Source organism: Shigella sp. SIG6, assembly GCF_053555815.1.
On the sequence record NZ_JBQZXC010000087.1, the window covers coordinates 1 to 15,390 of the forward strand.

Here is a 15,390-nt window from a genome sequence, read left to right on the forward strand (position 1 = left end):
CGGATCATGGACGACTGGGGGCAGTAATCATGCCGGGTCTGGCTGGCTAACACCCCATTATAAGGGGTACGAATAAAGTAACGGGGACTTGCAGGCTGGCAGCGCGATGACCTGCTATTAGAAGAAGGTGCAGTAGAGCTGCCGGAAGGAGAGTTTAACGCCGCGTTTAATCCTGAAGCAGTGGTGAAAGTAACCGATGTGTTATTGGCAAGCCATGAAAATACGGCGCAAATTATTGATGCCCGCCCGGCTGCACGTTTTAACGCAGAAGTTGATGAACCTCGCCCAGGTTTACGTCGCGGACATATTCCCGGTGCATTGAACGTTCCGTGGACGGAACTGGTGCGCGAAGGCGAACTAAAAACGACCGATGAACTGGATGCGATATTTTTTGGTCGCGGCGTCAGCTATGACAAACCGATTATCGTCAGCTGCGGCTCTGGTGTAACGGCAGCCGTGGTTTTGTTAGCACTCGCGACGCTGGATGTGCCAAACGTGAAACTGTACGACGGCGCATGGAGTGAATGGGGCGTGCGGGCAGATTTACCGGTTGAGCCAGTGAAATAAGTATTTTACAGGCAATAAAAAACCGCCGAATTTGGCGTTTTTTTATTGCTGGTCTGGTTCGCGGCCTTTCCAGCAGGTTGACTTGTGTTACATGAGCAACGCAGGTGCTTCACAGCAAAACAATACTCACCAGTAAATCTCTTTTTGTCAAGCAAAAGAGAGTAATTATTGTTTATTTAGCGTATTATCGACACCGGCCCTTTCCGCCGTGTTCGGTAATAAAATAACCTGGCTTATTAGTCCGAATTCAGACAAATATAAACAAATCCTGCTCAAAATTAAAAATTCTAACCGGTAAAAGATATTACTTAAACATGTAAATTTACTTTCCTTTAAAAAACAAAAAACCGCCAAAATCAGGCGGTTATTTGTTGCTGGTCCGGTTCGCGGCCTTTCCAGCAGGTTGTATTACCGTAGTAATGCAAGCGCGTCTCAGCGGAGACAATACTCGCCAGTAACTCTCTTTTTGTCAAGCAAAAGAGAGTTATTATTGTTCTGTTAGTGTATTATCCACTGCGGCCCTTTCCGCCGTCTCGCAAGCGGGCGCAGGCTTAAGGAAAGGATGTTCCGCGACCGTTAGAGCAAGCGCGTCTCAGCGCTTGCTATCGCGGCAATATCGCCAGTGGTGCTGTCGTGATGCGGTCTTCGCATGGACCGCACAATGAAGATACGGTGCTTCTGTATCGTACTTATTGTTTCTGGTGCGCTGTTTTCCCAAGTAAATAATAACCGGAGTCTCTCCGGCGACAATTTACTGGTGGTTAACAACCTTCAGAGCAGCAAGTAAGCCCGAATGCCGCCCTTTAGGGCGGCATATTTTAGATTATCCGGTTTTGTTTAAAGTCACGCAAAAAACCACCCCAGCGACGTTCATAGAATGGCGCAATATGTTCGGTAATAAAGTGGCTAATTCCTTTTTCCCCTTTTTTCACCTGACAAATATCGATTGGTTCATCGCCAGGTAATGTATCGGTCGCTACACTTCCCGTCGCCTGAATAATTTCTTCGATATCACCATCGGCTTCAATGCCAATAAGTAAATTAGGCTGTGCCTCTTCGTTCTCTTTAATTGAACAAATAAAAGCACGCTTCACCGGCTTAATGGTTTTAAATAAGGTGGTGAGTGAATCAATCATTTGTGCTGGCGGCTCTGCGACTTCCGATAATATCAGCGATTCACCGCCTTCCAGGATTTCCTGGCTGCTCAGCGGATTTCCCTCTTCACCAATCAACAAACTGATTTCACGCGGCATAAATTCTTTACCGGTCGGCAGTTTGGCATTAAGGAAGAGCGTTTCGCCAAGGGTCATCTCAAACAATGTGCGAACGGGCATTACGACAAATGCCTGTTCGTCTTCAACCGCCTGTTGAAGCGCTTCTAACGAGGTGAAAAAAGGAATGACGCTGGTGCCGTCTTCTTTTTCCCAGTGCTGTAAATCAAGCGCACTATCTTCAACCACAGCCTCGCCCTGCGCCGCCGTACCAGGCACCCAGACGGTGGATTCCAGTAGAGTACGGAAAAAGGCCGGGCGGTGCGCCGGTTCGGTTGCTGCTTTTTCCAGCAGGTCTTCAAGTTCGTTTTTTGTTTCGGACATAAGAACCACAATTCATTCAACGTTCGGGGCGCAAATGCCTGATGCGCTACGCTTATCAGGCCTACAAGGGATTCGCAATTTGTTGAATTTGCAGAATTTGTAGGCCGGATAAGGCGTTTACGCCGCATCCGGCATATTAGTTTACGCCGTTAACAGATTAGCTATCGTGCGCACACCAAGTCCCGTAGCGCCCGCAGACCACTGTTCAACCGGCGCTTTACGGTAAGTCGCCGAGCAGTCGATATGCAGCCAGCCTTGCTGATAGTTCTCAACAAAGTGCGACAGGAAGCCCGCCGCCGTGCTCGCGCCTGCCGGATACGCCGCGCTTCCGGTATTGTTCAGTTCGGCAAAGTTAGACGGCAGCTGGCTGCGGTGGAATTCCGCCAGCGGCAGACGCCAGAATGGTTCGTTCTCTTGTGAGGCACTCGCCAGTAAACGACCGGCAAGCGCATCGTCAAAACTGAACAGCGCGTGATAATCATTACCCAGCGCAGTTTTCGCCGCCCCGGTGAGGGTCGCCGCATCAATGATCATTTCCGGTTTCTGCGCACTGGCATCAATCAGACCATCGGCAAGCACCAGACGCCCTTCGGCATCAGTGTTCATCACTTCAACTTTTTTACCGTTGCGATAGGTGATGATATCGCCCAGCTTGAACGCATTGCCGCTAATCAGGTTATCCGCACAGCAGAGGAACAGCTTCACGCGCTTGTTCAGTCCGCGCGTAATGGCAAATGCCAGCGCCCCGGTAACCGTTGCCGCGCCGCCCATGTCCGACTTCATCGAGTCCATAAACGCAGTCTGTTTGATGCTGTAGCCGCCGGAGTCAAAAGTGATACCTTTACCTACCAGGCACGCGTACACCGGTGCTTTTTTATCGCCAGTTGGGTTGTAATCCAGCGCCAGCAATACCGGGGAACGTTCTGAACCGCGCCCGACAGTGTGCAGCCCCATATAACCTTGCTCACGCAGATCTTCGCCTTTGGTGATCCGATAAGTCACACGATCGCCCGCGACGTTGCTGATCAGATCAACAGCACGCTGTGCCAGTTGCGATGGTCCCAATTCTTCTGCCGGTGCGTTGATGGTGTCACGCACCCAGTCGATGATCATCAGGCGGTTATCCAGTTCCTGGCGCTGGGCATCGTCCAGATCCGGCCACTCCACTTTACGCGTGCCTTTCGGGCCTTTGTAACCTTGCCAGAATGCCCAGCAGCGATCCGCATCCCAGCCTTCACCGCTTAACTGAACATGCTTGATGCCCAGACCGTCAATCTTGCGGGCCGCACGCTGGATCAGCCCCAGATCGTCTGCCCCATTCAAATGCAGGGTAATGCCGTCATTATTAATGCTGTAAGTTGCTTTTTCTCCCCAGCGCGCGTCGGCAGGTTGGGTAGAGAGGGTAATCTTCATCGCTTCTGTCATTTTAGTTATCCTTATTCGTTTAACAGCAAAACGGGCTACCCCCAGGCAGCCCGTTCATTCACTCGGCTTCGTCCAGCCAGACTAACAAAATCGCTTCGAGGATTTTCTCGTTGGATGCCTGCGGGTCGTCGTCGAAATCTTCCAGATCGCAAATCCACTGATGCATATCGGTGAATCGAACCGTTTTCGGATCAAGATCGGGATACGCATCGTACAGTGCTTCGCCAATTTCGCGGCTATCGGTCCACTTAAGTCCCATACTAACCTCTGTTAATGCTCACGCGCATGGTTGATAGTGTAACGCGGGATTTCGACCACTAAATCTTCGTCGGTGACGCGCGCCTGGCAGCTTAAACGGCTTTCCGGCTCCAGTCCCCAGGCTTTGTCCAGCATGTCGTCTTCCTGCTCTGAGCTTTCCGGCAGTGAGTCAAAACCTTCACGAACGATGCAGTGGCAGGTGGTGCAAGCACAGGATTTTTCACAGGCGTGTTCAATCTCGATACCGTTACGCAGCGCTGCGTCGAGAATGGTTTCACCGCTATTAGCTTCCAGAACAGCGCCATCAGGGCAGAGGTCCTGATGAGGCAAAATAACAATCTTTGGCATATTAAACCTCGTCCACGGAATGGCCTTTCAGCGCACGACGAACCGACTGGTCCATGCGGCGAGCGGCGAAATCCTGGGTTTGTTTGTCTACGTTTTTAATCGCTTGTTCGATGGCGTCAACATCATCGCCCTGCGCCACTTCACTCAGGTGAGCGGCAGCATTGTCAATGACCTGACGCTCTGCGGCGCTTAACAGCGCGGCATCAGCAGCCAGCGCGCCGTGCAGACTTTCCAGCACACGCGCCGCTTCTACTTTTTGTTCTGCCAGCATACGGGCTTTTACGTCCTGCTCGGCATAGCTCATTGAGTCTTTGATCATCGAAGCGATTTCGCTATCGGTCAGACCGTAAGACGGTTTGACCTGAATAGACGCCTCAACGCCGGTGGATTTCTCCATCGCCGTCACGCTCAAAAGACCGTCGGCATCGACCTGGAACGTCACGCGAATATGCGCACCGCCAGCCGGTAGCGCCGGAATACCACGCAGCGCAAAACGCGCCAGTGAGCGGCAGTCCTGCACCAGTTCGCGCTCACCCTGCATTACATGGATAGACATCGCCGTCTGACCATCTTTAAAGGTGGTGAAATCCTGAGCGCGGGCCACCGGAATAGTGGTATTACGCGGAATCACTTTCTCCACCAGGCCGCCCATCGTTTCGAGGCCCAGCGACAGTGAGATCACATCAAGCAGCAGCATTTCGCTGTCTGGCTTGTTACCCACCAGAATATCCGCCTGAATCGCCGCGCCAATAGCGACGACTTTATCCGGGTCGATGGAAGTCAGCGGTGGACGACCGAAAAATTCGCCTACCCGTTCACGCACCAGCGGCACGCGAGTAGAACCGCCCACCATCACCACTTCCAGCACTTCGTCAGCTTCTACACCCGCGTCTTTCAGCGCGCGACGACAAGCCAGTAAGGTTCGTTTTACCAGTGGCGCGATCAGTTCATTGAATTGTTCACGGCTGATTTCGCCCTGCCAGCCCGCAACGTTAACGGTCACGGAGTCCGCATCGCTCAGCGCGATTTTGGCTGCAATGGCGGCATCCAGCAGTTCACGCTGAACGCGGTTATCGCTACGATCAGGAATGTCCGCCTGCTCGCGAATGTAATCCGCCAGCAGATGGTCGAAATCATCGCCGCCGAGCGCGGAATCACCGCCGGTTGCCAGCACTTCAAACACGCCGCGACTTAAGCGCAGAATGGAAATATCAAACGTCCCGCCACCGAGGTCATAAACAGCGATCACGCCTTCCTGACCGGAATCCAGCCCGTAGGCGATAGCCGCAGCGGTCGGTTCGTTAAGTAAGCGCAGAACATGCAACCCCGCCAGACGCGCCGCGTCTTTGGTGCCCTGACGCTGGGCATCGTCAAAGTACGCCGGAACGGTGATAACTACACCATCCAGCTCGCCTGCCAGGGCTTCAGTTGCCCGCGCCGCCAGTGCTTTGAGGATGTCCGCAGAAACGCGCACCGGGTTCAGTAGCCCCGCCGCCGTTTCAATCATCGGCAGGCCGTTTTCGCTGGCCTGGAATTGATAAGGCAGATGCGGATAGCGTTGCTGGATATCAGCCAGCGAGCGCCCCATCAGGCGTTTAACAGAACTAATGGTGTTGGCGGTGTCACGCGCTGCGTTAGTACGCGCGTCATAACCCACCGAATGCCCTTGCTGTTGATAGTGAACAACAGATGGCAGCAGGTGACGGCCTTCATGGTCGGCTAACGTTTCGGCCTGACCGCTGCGCACTGTCGCCACCAGCGAGTTGGTTGTGCCCAGGTCAATACCAGCCGCCAGACGACGCTGATGCGGCGCAGCACTCAAACCAGGTTCACTAATTTGTAATAAGGCCATGTTTAGCTTCCAGAAATTAAAAATCGAGCAGTTTTTCTTCGAGTTGTTCGGCACTGCTCCGCAGTTTATCGAGAAAACGCAGCTTACGCACGGTATCCGCCGCCGCGTCCCACGCCTCGTTGTCTAACTGTTCAACCATCAACTGATGGCGGGTATCAAACATCTTTTTCACACGTTTGATAAAGCTTTCCAGCCGCGCTTCATCTTTCGCCTGTTCGATCTCGTCCAGCTCTTCGCGCAGCTCCAACTGTTCCATCAGGAACGCGGTGTCGCGCACAGTATGCTGCTCGCTGGCGAGATCAAAACCGTGTAAAGAAAGCAAATATTCCGCGCGCATTAACGGATGACGCAGCGTTTGCCAGGCCTGGTTAATGGTTGCAGATTGCTGTACGGCGGCGAGTTGTTCCGCCTGGCTTCCGCTGGCGAATTTATCAGGATGATACTGACGTTGTAGATCCTGAAAACGCAGGCTCAGTGCCTGGGTATCGAGTTGATAACGGGCAGGCAAGCCAAAGAGGGTGAAGTAATCCATAACATTCTCAGGGCTGCGATCCGCCGCGATAACGGCGAATCAGGTAAAACAAACCCCACGCGCAGGCGACCACGGTGGGGTTATCGGTATGCGCATCAAACGTGGAAGCTTTCGCCGCAACCACACTCATCTTTAACGTTCGGGTTGGTGAATTTAAACCCTTCATTCAGGCCTTCTTTTACGAAGTCCAGCTGCGTACCGTCCAGAAATTGCAGGCTTTTGCCATCGACCACGACTTTCACGCCTTTGTCTTCAAACACGATGTCTTCCGGCGTCGGTTCGTCAACAAATTCCAGTACATAAGCCATACCTGAACATCCGGAGGTTCTCACGCCCAGACGCAGGCCAAACCCTTTGCCGCGGTTAGCCAGAAAGGTATTTACTCGCGCTGCTGCACTGTCGCTCAGTGTAATCGACATAACCAAACCTCAACTCTTATTTTGCTTCACGTTTGCTTTTATAGTCCGCAATGGCGGCTTTGATCGCGTCTTCTGCCAGAATAGAACAGTGAATTTTCACCGGCGGCAGTTCAAGTTCTTCAGCAATATCGGTGTTTTTGATCGCCTGCGCTTCGTCGAGAGACTTCCCTTTCACCCATTCGGTGACCAGGGAGCTGGAAGCGATAGCGGAACCGCAGCCGTAAGTTTTAAAACGCGCGTCTTCAATGATACCTTCATCGTTGACTTTAATCTGCAACTTCATTACGTCGCCACAGGCCGGTGCACCCACCATGCCGCTGCCGACGTTCTCGTCGTTGTTATCAAAGGAACCCACGTTACGCGGATTCTCGTAATGGTCGATAACTTTTTCGCTGTAAGCCATGATAAATTCTCCTGATTCCGATACCGATTAATGATGAGCCCATTCGATGCTGTTCAGATCCACGCCCTGCTTGTACATTTCCCACAGCGGAGAAAGGTCACGCAGACGACCGATGGATTTACGAACTAACTCAATGGTGTAGTCGATCTCTTCTTCAGTAGTAAAACGACCTAAAGAGAAACGGATAGAGCTATGTGCCAGCTCGTCGTTCAGCCCCAGCGCGCGCAGCACGTAGGACGGTTCGAGGCTTGCTGACGTACAGGCGGAACCTGAAGAAACTGCGAGGTCTTTCAGCGCCATAATCAGCGACTCACCTTCAACGTAGTTGAAGCTGACGTTGAGAATGTTCGGCGCACCGTGTTCCAGGTCACCGTTCAGGTAAACTTCTTCGATATCTTTGATGCCGTTCCACAGACGGTTACGCAGGCCGCGCAGACGTTCCATCTCGGTCGCCATCTCTTCTTTTGCGATGCGATAGGCTTCGCCCATTCCGACGATCTGGTGAACAGGCAGAGTGCCGGAACGCATACCGCGCTCGTGACCGCCGCCGTGCATTTGCGCTTCGATGCGTACACGCGGTTTACGACGCACATACAGCGCACCGATACCTTTCGGGCCATAGATTTTGTGACCGGAGAAAGACATCAGATCAACTTTCAACTGGCTCAGGTCGATTGGCAGTTTGCCCACGCTCTGGGTTGCATCAACGTGATAGATAATGCCACGAGCACGGCACATTTCGCCGATAGCCGCGATATCCTGCACCACGCCGATTTCGTTATTTACGTGCATGATGGAAACAAGGATGGTGTCGTCACGCATCGCCGCTTCGAGTTCTTTCAGGTCGATAATACCGTTACGCTGCGGTGCCAGGTAGGTGACTTCGAAACCTTCGCGCTCCAGCTGACGGCAAGTATCCAGTACCGCTTTGTGTTCGGTTTTGCTGGTGATGATGTGCTTGCCTTTTTTCTGATAAAAGTTGGCTGCACCTTTGATCGCCAAGTTGTCAGATTCGGTTGCACCAGAGGTAAAGACGATTTCACGCGGATCAGCGCCGACCAGATCGGCAATCTGATTACGGGCGATATCTACCGCTTCTTCAGCCTGCCAGCCGAAACGGTGAGAACGAGAGGCCGGGTTACCAAAGGTTCCGTCCATCGTCATGAACTGCATCATTTTCTCGGCAACACGCGGGTCCACCGGCGTGGTTGCGGAGTAGTCGAGATAAATCGGTAATTTCATTGCTCTATAAACTCCGTACATCACTCAATGCAAGGAATCAGGCTACCGGCTGGATGTACGACCGTGTTTACGGAGTATTTAGCACTCCGGCCTGATTCTGAATTCTTTTTATTAAGCGCGTAACTTAACGTCGATCGCGTCTTGTGTGCGGGTGCGTGGCGCGTCGTGAGTATGCTGACGACCAGACACATCCAGCACTTCCTGGTTATTAACCAGTTCGCCTAAAGTAATGTTGTTGAGAAAACCGGTGAGACGGTCGCTCAAATCACGCCACAGCGCGTGGGTCAGGCATTTATCGCCGCCCTGGCAGCCGCCTTTACCCTGACAACGGGTGGCATCTACAGATTCGTCAACGGCGCTAATCACTTCGCCAACGGCGATGCTGCTGGCATCTTTGCCTAACAGATAACCACCGCCTGGTCCACGTACGCTGGAAACCAGACCATTTTTACGCAGACGGGAAAACAGTTGTTCCAGATAAGAAAGGGAAATTCCCTGACGTTCGGAAATATCAGCCAACGGTACCGGGCCCGCTTCAGAGTTGAGCGCAACGTCAAGCATTGCGGTCACGGCATAGCGCCCTTTAGATGTCAGTCTCATGTCTTACTTCACCTCAAACTCGCCCCTGCCCGGGGTTTTTTATTGTAAAAGTGGGGGTATTGCATAGCAGGGTCAAGTCTGACATTCCCGAGTAAATTGGTCAACTATTTACTTGACTGATTTAGTCGGGTATTTAACCTTCAGTGCCATTTTTTTATCGTGGCGTTTGTACCTGTTGTCGGATGCGGTGTGAACACCTTATCCGACCTACGATTCTGTACATTGTAGGCCTGATAAGACGCGTTAAGCGTCGCATCAGGCAACCACTGTTATTCGGCCTTGTTACCTTTATTCTGCTGCTCAATAGAAGCCAGAATCCCGCGCAGGATATTCAATTCCTGGCTTTCCGGGCGCGCACGGGTAAACAGACGGCGCAATTTATTCATCACCTGCCCCGGATGGTTTTCACGGATAAAACCGGTTGCCAGCAGCGTTTGTTCCAGATGACCATAAAAACGCTCCAGATCATCGACCAGCGGATACGGCGTCTCTTCATGCTCGACCTGCTCGCCATTTTCCTGAGTTGCCAGCCAGGCCATACGCACTTCATAGGCAATAACCTGAACCGCCATTGCCAGGTTCAGCGAACTGTATTCCGGGTTTGCCGCAATCGCGACATGATAATGGCATTTCTGCAACTCTTCATTGGTCAAGCCGACGCGCTCACGACCAAACACCAGCGCCACCGGGGTATTTGCCGCTTCAGCGACGCTTTTCAGACCGCATTCGCGCGGGTCGAGCATCGGCCACGGCAGCGTGCGGGAGCGTGCGCTGGTGCCCACCACCAGGCTACAACCGGCTAACGCTTCGTCGAGCGTATCGACGATGTGAGCATTACCAATCACATCGCTGGCCCCTGCTGCCAGGGCAATCGCCTGGGAGTCGGGTTTCACCAGTGGATTAACCAGCCACAGATTGGTTAATCCCATTGTTTTCATGGCACGGGCAACAGAACCCATATTGCCGGTGTGTGACGTCTCCACCAGCACAATTCGAATATTTTGCAGCATTGTCTTTCTTCATCTAAAGATTATTCACGCATCTTATCATAAAACGAAGACAGATGCCGATCTCGCTGCTATACTCTGCGCCGTTTTCCCGTTCTTTAACATCCAGTGAGAGAGACCGATGCATCCGATGCTGAACATCGCCGTGCGCGCAGCGCGCAAGGCGGGTAATTTAATTGCCAAAAACTATGAAACCCCGGACGCTGTAGAAGCGAGCCAGAAAGGCAGTAACGATTTCGTGACCAACGTAGATAAAGCTGCCGAAGCGGTGATTATCGACACGATTCGTAAATCTTACCCACAGCACACCATCATCACCGAAGAAAGCGGTGAACTTGAAGGTACTGATCAGGATGTTCAATGGGTTATCGATCCACTGGATGGTACTACCAACTTTATCAAACGTCTGCCGCACTTCGCGGTATCTATCGCCGTTCGTATCAAAGGCCGCACCGAAGTTGCTGTGGTATACGATCCTATGCGTAACGAACTGTTCACCGCCACTCGCGGTCAGGGCGCACAGCTGAACGGCTACCGTCTGCGCGGTAGCACCGCTCGCGATCTCGACGGTACCATTCTGGCGACCGGCTTCCCGTTCAAAGCAAAACAGTACGCCACTACCTACATCAACATCGTCGGCAAGCTGTTCAACGAATGTGCAGACTTCCGTCGTACCGGTTCTGCGGCGCTGGATCTGGCTTACGTCGCTGCGGGTCGTGTTGACGGTTTCTTTGAAATCGGTCTGCGTCCGTGGGATTTCGCGGCAGGCGAGCTGCTGGTTCGTGAAGCGGGCGGCATCGTCAGCGACTTCACCGGTGGTCATAACTATATGCTGACCGGTAACATCGTTGCTGGTAACCCGCGTGTTGTGAAAGCCATACTGGCGAACATGCGTGACGAGTTAAGCGACGCTCTGAAGCGTTAATGACTCAGGCGGGTGATATCACTCACCCGCCCTCGCCTTTCAGGCGCTATTCCGAAATACTTCCTCACCGCTTTACTTTCTTTCGTCACTCTCCCACCATCTTTCCCCGATTAATGGATGATAAAGAAGTCGCAAGGAAAGGTTATGGCACTGCCAGTGAACAAACGCGTTCCCAAAATTCTGTTTATTCTCTTTGTTGTTGCCTTCTGCGTTTATTTAGTGCCGCGCGTTGCCATCAACTTCTTCTATTATCCTGACGATAAAATTTACGGTCCCGCCCCCTGGTCGGCGGAATCCGTCGAATTTACGGCTAAGGACGGTACTCGTCTGCAAGGCTGGTTTATTCCTTCTTCGACGGGCCCTGCTGACAACGCCATCGCAACCATCATTCATGCTCACGGCAATGCCGGAAATATGTCCGCCCACTGGCCGCTGGTCAGTTGGTTACCTGAGCGTAATTTCAACGTTTTTATGTTTGATTATCGCGGGTTTGGTAAATCAAAAGGCACTCCGTCCCAGGCCGGATTGCTGGACGATACGCAAAGCGCCATCAATGTGGTGCGCCATCGCAGTGATGTAAACCCACAACGGCTGGTGCTGTTCGGGCAGAGTATTGGCGGGGCGAATATTCTTGCTGTTATTGGTCAGGGTGATCGTGAAGGCATACGTGCGGTGATCCTCGACTCCACATTTGCCTCTTATGCAACCATCGCCAACCAGATGATCCCCGGCAGTGGCTACTTACTTGATGAGAGTTACAGCGGCGAAAATTACATCGCCAGCGTCAGCCCGATCCCGCTTTTACTCATTCACGGTAAAGCCGATCACGTTATCCCATGGCAGCACAGCGAAAAGTTGTATAGCCTAGCAAAAGAGCCAAAACGGTTGATCCTAATCCCGGATGGCGAACACATTGATGCTTTTTCCGATCGTCACGGCAATGTTTATCGCGAACAGATGGTGGACTTTATCCTTAGCGCGTTGAATCCGCAGAACTAACCCATGATCGCTAGCACGATAATCATTCACAAAACCACCTTAAGACATGCTAATCCACTGGTCAGAACAGTTTAAAATGAGAAAAATTCTGTGACGCTTGCCAACATTTCTGATGATTAGCATTCCCTTCGCCATTTCCCTGAGCAAACTTTAGCTATTCTTATCAATTATGCTTATGGGAGATCTACAGATGATGCCTACGCTTGCTCCACCATCTGTCCTTTCGGCTCCCCAGCGCCGCTGCCAGATCTTGCTGACGCTCTTTCAGCCGGGGTTGACCGCCACCATGGCAACCTTCAGCGAGCTTAATGGTGTGGATGATGATATTGCCAGTCTTGATATCAGCGAAACAGGACGGGAGATCCTGCGCTATCATCAACTCACACTGACGACTGGTTATGACGGTAGCTACCGGGTTGAAGGTACAGTTCTTAACCAACGTTTGTGTTTATTTCACTGGCTACGACGTGGTTTCCGTCTGTGTCCGTCATTTATTACCAGCCAATTCACCCCCGCCCTGAAGAGTGAACTGAAGCGGCGCGGAATTGCGCGTAACTTTTACGACGATACCAATCTACAAGCGTTAGTGAATCTCTGCTCCCGACGGCTGCAAAAACGCTTTGAATCGCGCGATACTCATTTCCTGTGTCTGTATCTGCAATATTGTTTGCTGCAGCACCACGCTGGAATTACGCCTCAGTTTAATCCGCTCCAACGTCGCTGGGCGGAATCCTGCCTTGAATTTCAGGTAGCGCAGGAAATTGGACGCCACTGGCAGCGTCGGGCGCTCCAGCATGTACCGCCTGATGAGCCACTGTTTATGGCATTACTTTTTTCCATGTTGCGGGTTCCCGATCCACTGCGGGATGCGCATCAGCGGGACAGACAATTGCGTCAGTCTATCAAACGTCTGGTAAACCATTTTCGTGAGCTGGGAAATGTTCGTTTTTATGATGAACAGGGGTTATGTGATCAGCTTTATATCCACCTCGCCCAGGCGTTAAATCGCAGTTTGTTTGCCATCGGTATTGATAATACCCTGCCGGAAGAGTTCGCCAGACTGTATCCACGCCTGGTACGCACCACCCGCGCGGCGCTGGCCGGATTTGAAAGTGAATACGGCGTCCATCTTTCTGATGAGGAAAGTGGTCTGGTCGCGGTGATTTTCGGTGCCTGGCTAATGCAGGAAAACGATCTGCATGAAAAACAGATTATTCTACTGACCGGGAATGATAGCGAGCGAGAAGCGCAGATTGAGCAGCAGTTACGCGAACTAACGTTACTGCCGCTCAACATTAAGCATATGTCGGTAAAGGCATTTTTGCAGACAGGCGCTCCGCGTGGCGCGGCACTGATTATTGCGCCTTATACCATGCCGTTACCGCTCTTTTCACCACCGCTGATCTATACGGACCTGACGCTGACAACACATCAACAGGAGCAGATCCGCAAAATGCTCGAATCAGCATGAGGGAACAACTTTCGGGCGCAAAAACATTGCCGGAAGCGCCACCAGCGCCATTACCCAGAACACGCCGTGGCCCAGATATTGATACAGGAAACCGGCGAAAACGGTCATGATAGCGATACTGCCGCCCATCGCGACGGCAGAGTAAACCGCCTGTAAACGGATGACTTCGCTAACCTGGCGAGCAGCAATATAACGCATGGCGGCCAGGTGGCAGACCGTGAAGGTGCCGCAATGCAGAATTTGCACCACTATCAACCACGGCAACGCCGTAGTTGCTCCCATAATGCCCCAGCGCACTACGCCGCAAATCGCCGAGATCAACAGCATATCGCGAGCACTACAACGGCGGAAAAGTTTATTACTCAGCGCAAAGATAATGACTTCCGCCACCACGCCCAGCGACCACAAATACCCCACCGCCGAGGCCGAGTAGCCAGCTGCCTGCCAGTAAATGGCGCTAAAACCGTAATAGGCCGCATGTGCCCCCTGCAATAAACAAACGCAGGCCAGAAAGCCCCAGTTCTGGCGAACCAGCGCCAACCACGCAGACCAACCGGTGCTCTCCTGCTGGCGGCTTGCCCCTTGTGGCTGAATCGTCGGACGGATGAGAAAGCCGAGCAGCATGGATGCCACGCCCAACGTCAACAGCACGAGGATCACCCGATAATCAAACATAGTGACCAGTTTGCCCGTCAGCGCCGAGCCAATGACAAACGCCACCGAGCCCCACAGTCGCACTTTGCCGTAATCAAGCGGGAACTGCTTTTGCCACGTATTCGCCAGTGCATCGGTCAACGGTACCAGCGGTGAGAAAAAGAGGTTAAAGCCAATCATCACCAGCATCAGCCACGCTACGTGCGCCCCCGCCCAGAAGGCGACAGCAAAGAGAAGTGGCAGCAGTGCCAGCACGCGCAAGGCGGAAATCAGGCGGGAAGGATCGCTGACGCGGGGCGCGATGAGCAAACTCCCGAGAAAACGGGCAACCAGACCTGCCCCCAATAACAGGCCGATGGTTTCTGGCGTTAAACCAATCCCTTTAAGCCAGACGCTCCAGAAAGGTAAAAAAATGCCGTAACTAAAAAAGTATGTGAAATAGCCGAGCGCCAACCAGCGCGTGGATTGCAAAACCATGAGTCCCTCCCGTCAGGAGGCGTTAGTCTGGGGTTAATCGAATGTTGGTGCAAGTTGAAAAATAAGAATATTCGAGCCTGCTTCCCGATGTCTGTAACGCCAGTTCACAAGCACTAAAAAACTGCGATCCGCGACGCATGTTGCAAAAATAATGCGTAATTATGCCGTTACGCTTGCCAAACGTTCCTGCACAATGGCGATGAAATCGCGTAATGCCGGCTTCATATCCCCTTTCTTCCACGCCATCAGTAAAGCAATGGAAGGCACATTTCCGGCAATGGGACGAAAAACAACCTGCCCGGTATTAAAATTATTCATATAACCGGGTATCAAAGTGACGCCCAGCCCCATGCCCACCAGATTCATGGTCACCAGAATATTCGTTGCCACCTGGACGATATTTGGCTGGCTGTTTTCTTGCGCAAACCACGCTTTAACGATCGGCGCAAGCGAACCGGAATACGCCGGATCGGTACTGACGAAATTCACGCCATCCAGTTGCGCGGCGGTGATCTCTTTTTCATGTGCTAAAGGGTGATCAACCGGTAACACCACCACTAATGGTTCGTCAAAAAGCTCCAGATAATCAATCTCCGGGCTATAAACAGGATGGCGC

General features: G+C 52.3%; 17 protein-coding genes and 1 pseudogene. 5 read left to right on the forward strand and 13 right to left on the reverse strand.

What is annotated here, in order from left to right; genetic code table 11:
- Positions 1 to 84: 84 nt before the first annotated feature.
- Positions 85 to 567 (forward strand): annotated as a pseudogene (sseA, locus tag ACUU1M_RS13940) (3-mercaptopyruvate sulfurtransferase); the annotation flags it as partial.
- A 661-nt stretch (positions 568 to 1,228) separates the two neighbouring features.
- Positions 1,229 to 1,354 carry a small toxic inner membrane protein TimP gene (gene timP, locus ACUU1M_RS13945; protein ID WP_001385884.1) on the forward strand — a complete coding sequence of 42 codons (126 nt, stop codon included), beginning with the start codon at positions 1,229 to 1,231 and terminating at the stop codon, positions 1,352 to 1,354.
- A gap of 31 nt (positions 1,355 to 1,385) precedes the next feature.
- On the opposite strand, the gene sseB is transcribed toward timP, so the two are convergent.
- From sseB to trmJ, 11 genes are all read right to left on the reverse strand, one after another.
- Entirely contained in the window at positions 1,386 to 2,162 is a 777-nt protein-coding gene (sseB, locus tag ACUU1M_RS13950; protein WP_001295479.1) for an enhanced serine sensitivity protein SseB, read from the reverse strand.
- Between the two features lie 141 nt (positions 2,163 to 2,303).
- On the reverse strand, positions 2,304 to 3,587 hold the full coding sequence (pepB, locus tag ACUU1M_RS13955) for an aminopeptidase PepB (RefSeq protein ID WP_000133601.1): 1,284 nt from the start codon (positions 3,585 to 3,587) through the stop codon (positions 2,304 to 2,306).
- Positions 3,588 to 3,645: 58 nt separating this feature from the next.
- Complete coding sequence (iscX, locus tag ACUU1M_RS13960) at positions 3,646 to 3,846, reverse strand: Fe-S cluster assembly protein IscX (protein WP_000523616.1); 201 nt, start codon at positions 3,844 to 3,846, stop codon at positions 3,646 to 3,648.
- Positions 3,847 to 3,857: 11 nt separating this feature from the next.
- Positions 3,858 to 4,193, reverse strand: coding sequence for an ISC system 2Fe-2S type ferredoxin (fdx, locus tag ACUU1M_RS13965; protein ID WP_001124469.1), 336 nt, complete (start codon positions 4,191 to 4,193; stop codon positions 3,858 to 3,860).
- Position 4,194: 1 nt separating this feature from the next.
- On the reverse strand, positions 4,195 to 6,045 hold the full coding sequence (hscA, locus tag ACUU1M_RS13970) for a Fe-S protein assembly chaperone HscA (RefSeq protein WP_001196641.1): 1,851 nt from the start codon (positions 6,043 to 6,045) through the stop codon (positions 4,195 to 4,197).
- Between the two features lie 16 nt (positions 6,046 to 6,061).
- Positions 6,062 to 6,577 carry a co-chaperone HscB gene (gene hscB, locus ACUU1M_RS13975; RefSeq protein ID WP_000384411.1) on the reverse strand — a complete coding sequence of 172 codons (516 nt, stop codon included), beginning with the start codon at positions 6,575 to 6,577 and terminating at the stop codon, positions 6,062 to 6,064.
- A 95-nt stretch (positions 6,578 to 6,672) separates the two neighbouring features.
- A complete protein-coding gene (gene iscA, locus ACUU1M_RS13980) occupies positions 6,673 to 6,996 on the reverse strand; it encodes an iron-sulfur cluster assembly protein IscA (RefSeq protein WP_000028953.1) in 324 nt (107 codons plus the stop codon).
- A 16-nt stretch (positions 6,997 to 7,012) separates the two neighbouring features.
- Positions 7,013 to 7,399 (reverse strand): Fe-S cluster assembly scaffold IscU, encoded by a 387-nt coding sequence (gene iscU / locus ACUU1M_RS13985; protein ID WP_000331707.1) that lies wholly within the window; start codon positions 7,397 to 7,399, stop codon positions 7,013 to 7,015.
- Between the two features lie 27 nt (positions 7,400 to 7,426).
- Positions 7,427 to 8,641, reverse strand: coding sequence for a cysteine desulfurase (iscS, locus tag ACUU1M_RS13990; RefSeq protein WP_001295373.1), 1,215 nt, complete (start codon positions 8,639 to 8,641; stop codon positions 7,427 to 7,429).
- A 111-nt stretch (positions 8,642 to 8,752) separates the two neighbouring features.
- Positions 8,753 to 9,241: a Fe-S cluster assembly transcriptional regulator IscR gene (gene iscR / locus ACUU1M_RS13995; RefSeq protein WP_001241357.1), complete on the reverse strand. Its 489-nt coding sequence runs from the start codon at positions 9,239 to 9,241 to the stop codon at positions 8,753 to 8,755.
- A 269-nt stretch (positions 9,242 to 9,510) separates the two neighbouring features.
- Positions 9,511 to 10,251, reverse strand: coding sequence for a tRNA (cytosine(32)/uridine(32)-2'-O)-methyltransferase TrmJ (trmJ, locus tag ACUU1M_RS14000; protein WP_000940019.1), 741 nt, complete (start codon positions 10,249 to 10,251; stop codon positions 9,511 to 9,513).
- 118 nt (positions 10,252 to 10,369) lie between these two features.
- Between trmJ and suhB the strand changes: the two genes are divergently transcribed.
- From suhB to csiE, 3 genes are all read left to right on the forward strand, one after another.
- A complete protein-coding gene (suhB, locus tag ACUU1M_RS14005) occupies positions 10,370 to 11,173 on the forward strand; it encodes an inositol-1-monophosphatase (protein WP_000553450.1) in 804 nt (267 codons plus the stop codon).
- A 144-nt stretch (positions 11,174 to 11,317) separates the two neighbouring features.
- Positions 11,318 to 12,172, forward strand: coding sequence for an alpha/beta hydrolase (locus tag ACUU1M_RS14010; RefSeq protein ID WP_005076315.1), 855 nt, complete (start codon positions 11,318 to 11,320; stop codon positions 12,170 to 12,172).
- 190 nt (positions 12,173 to 12,362) lie between these two features.
- Entirely contained in the window at positions 12,363 to 13,643 is a 1,281-nt protein-coding gene (csiE, locus tag ACUU1M_RS14015; protein ID WP_152028988.1) for a stationary phase inducible protein CsiE, read from the forward strand.
- On the opposite strand, the gene ACUU1M_RS14020 is transcribed toward csiE, so the two are convergent.
- Both ACUU1M_RS14020 and ACUU1M_RS14025 read right to left on the reverse strand, forming a co-directional pair.
- Complete coding sequence (locus ACUU1M_RS14020) at positions 13,635 to 14,774, reverse strand: 3-phenylpropionate MFS transporter (RefSeq protein WP_000244176.1); 1,140 nt, start codon at positions 14,772 to 14,774, stop codon at positions 13,635 to 13,637. The genes csiE and ACUU1M_RS14020 overlap by 9 nt on opposite strands.
- 159 nt (positions 14,775 to 14,933) lie before the next feature.
- Positions 14,934 to 15,390: LysR substrate-binding domain-containing protein (locus ACUU1M_RS14025; protein ID WP_449144678.1), on the reverse strand; the 457-nt coding region annotated here is incomplete at its 5' end.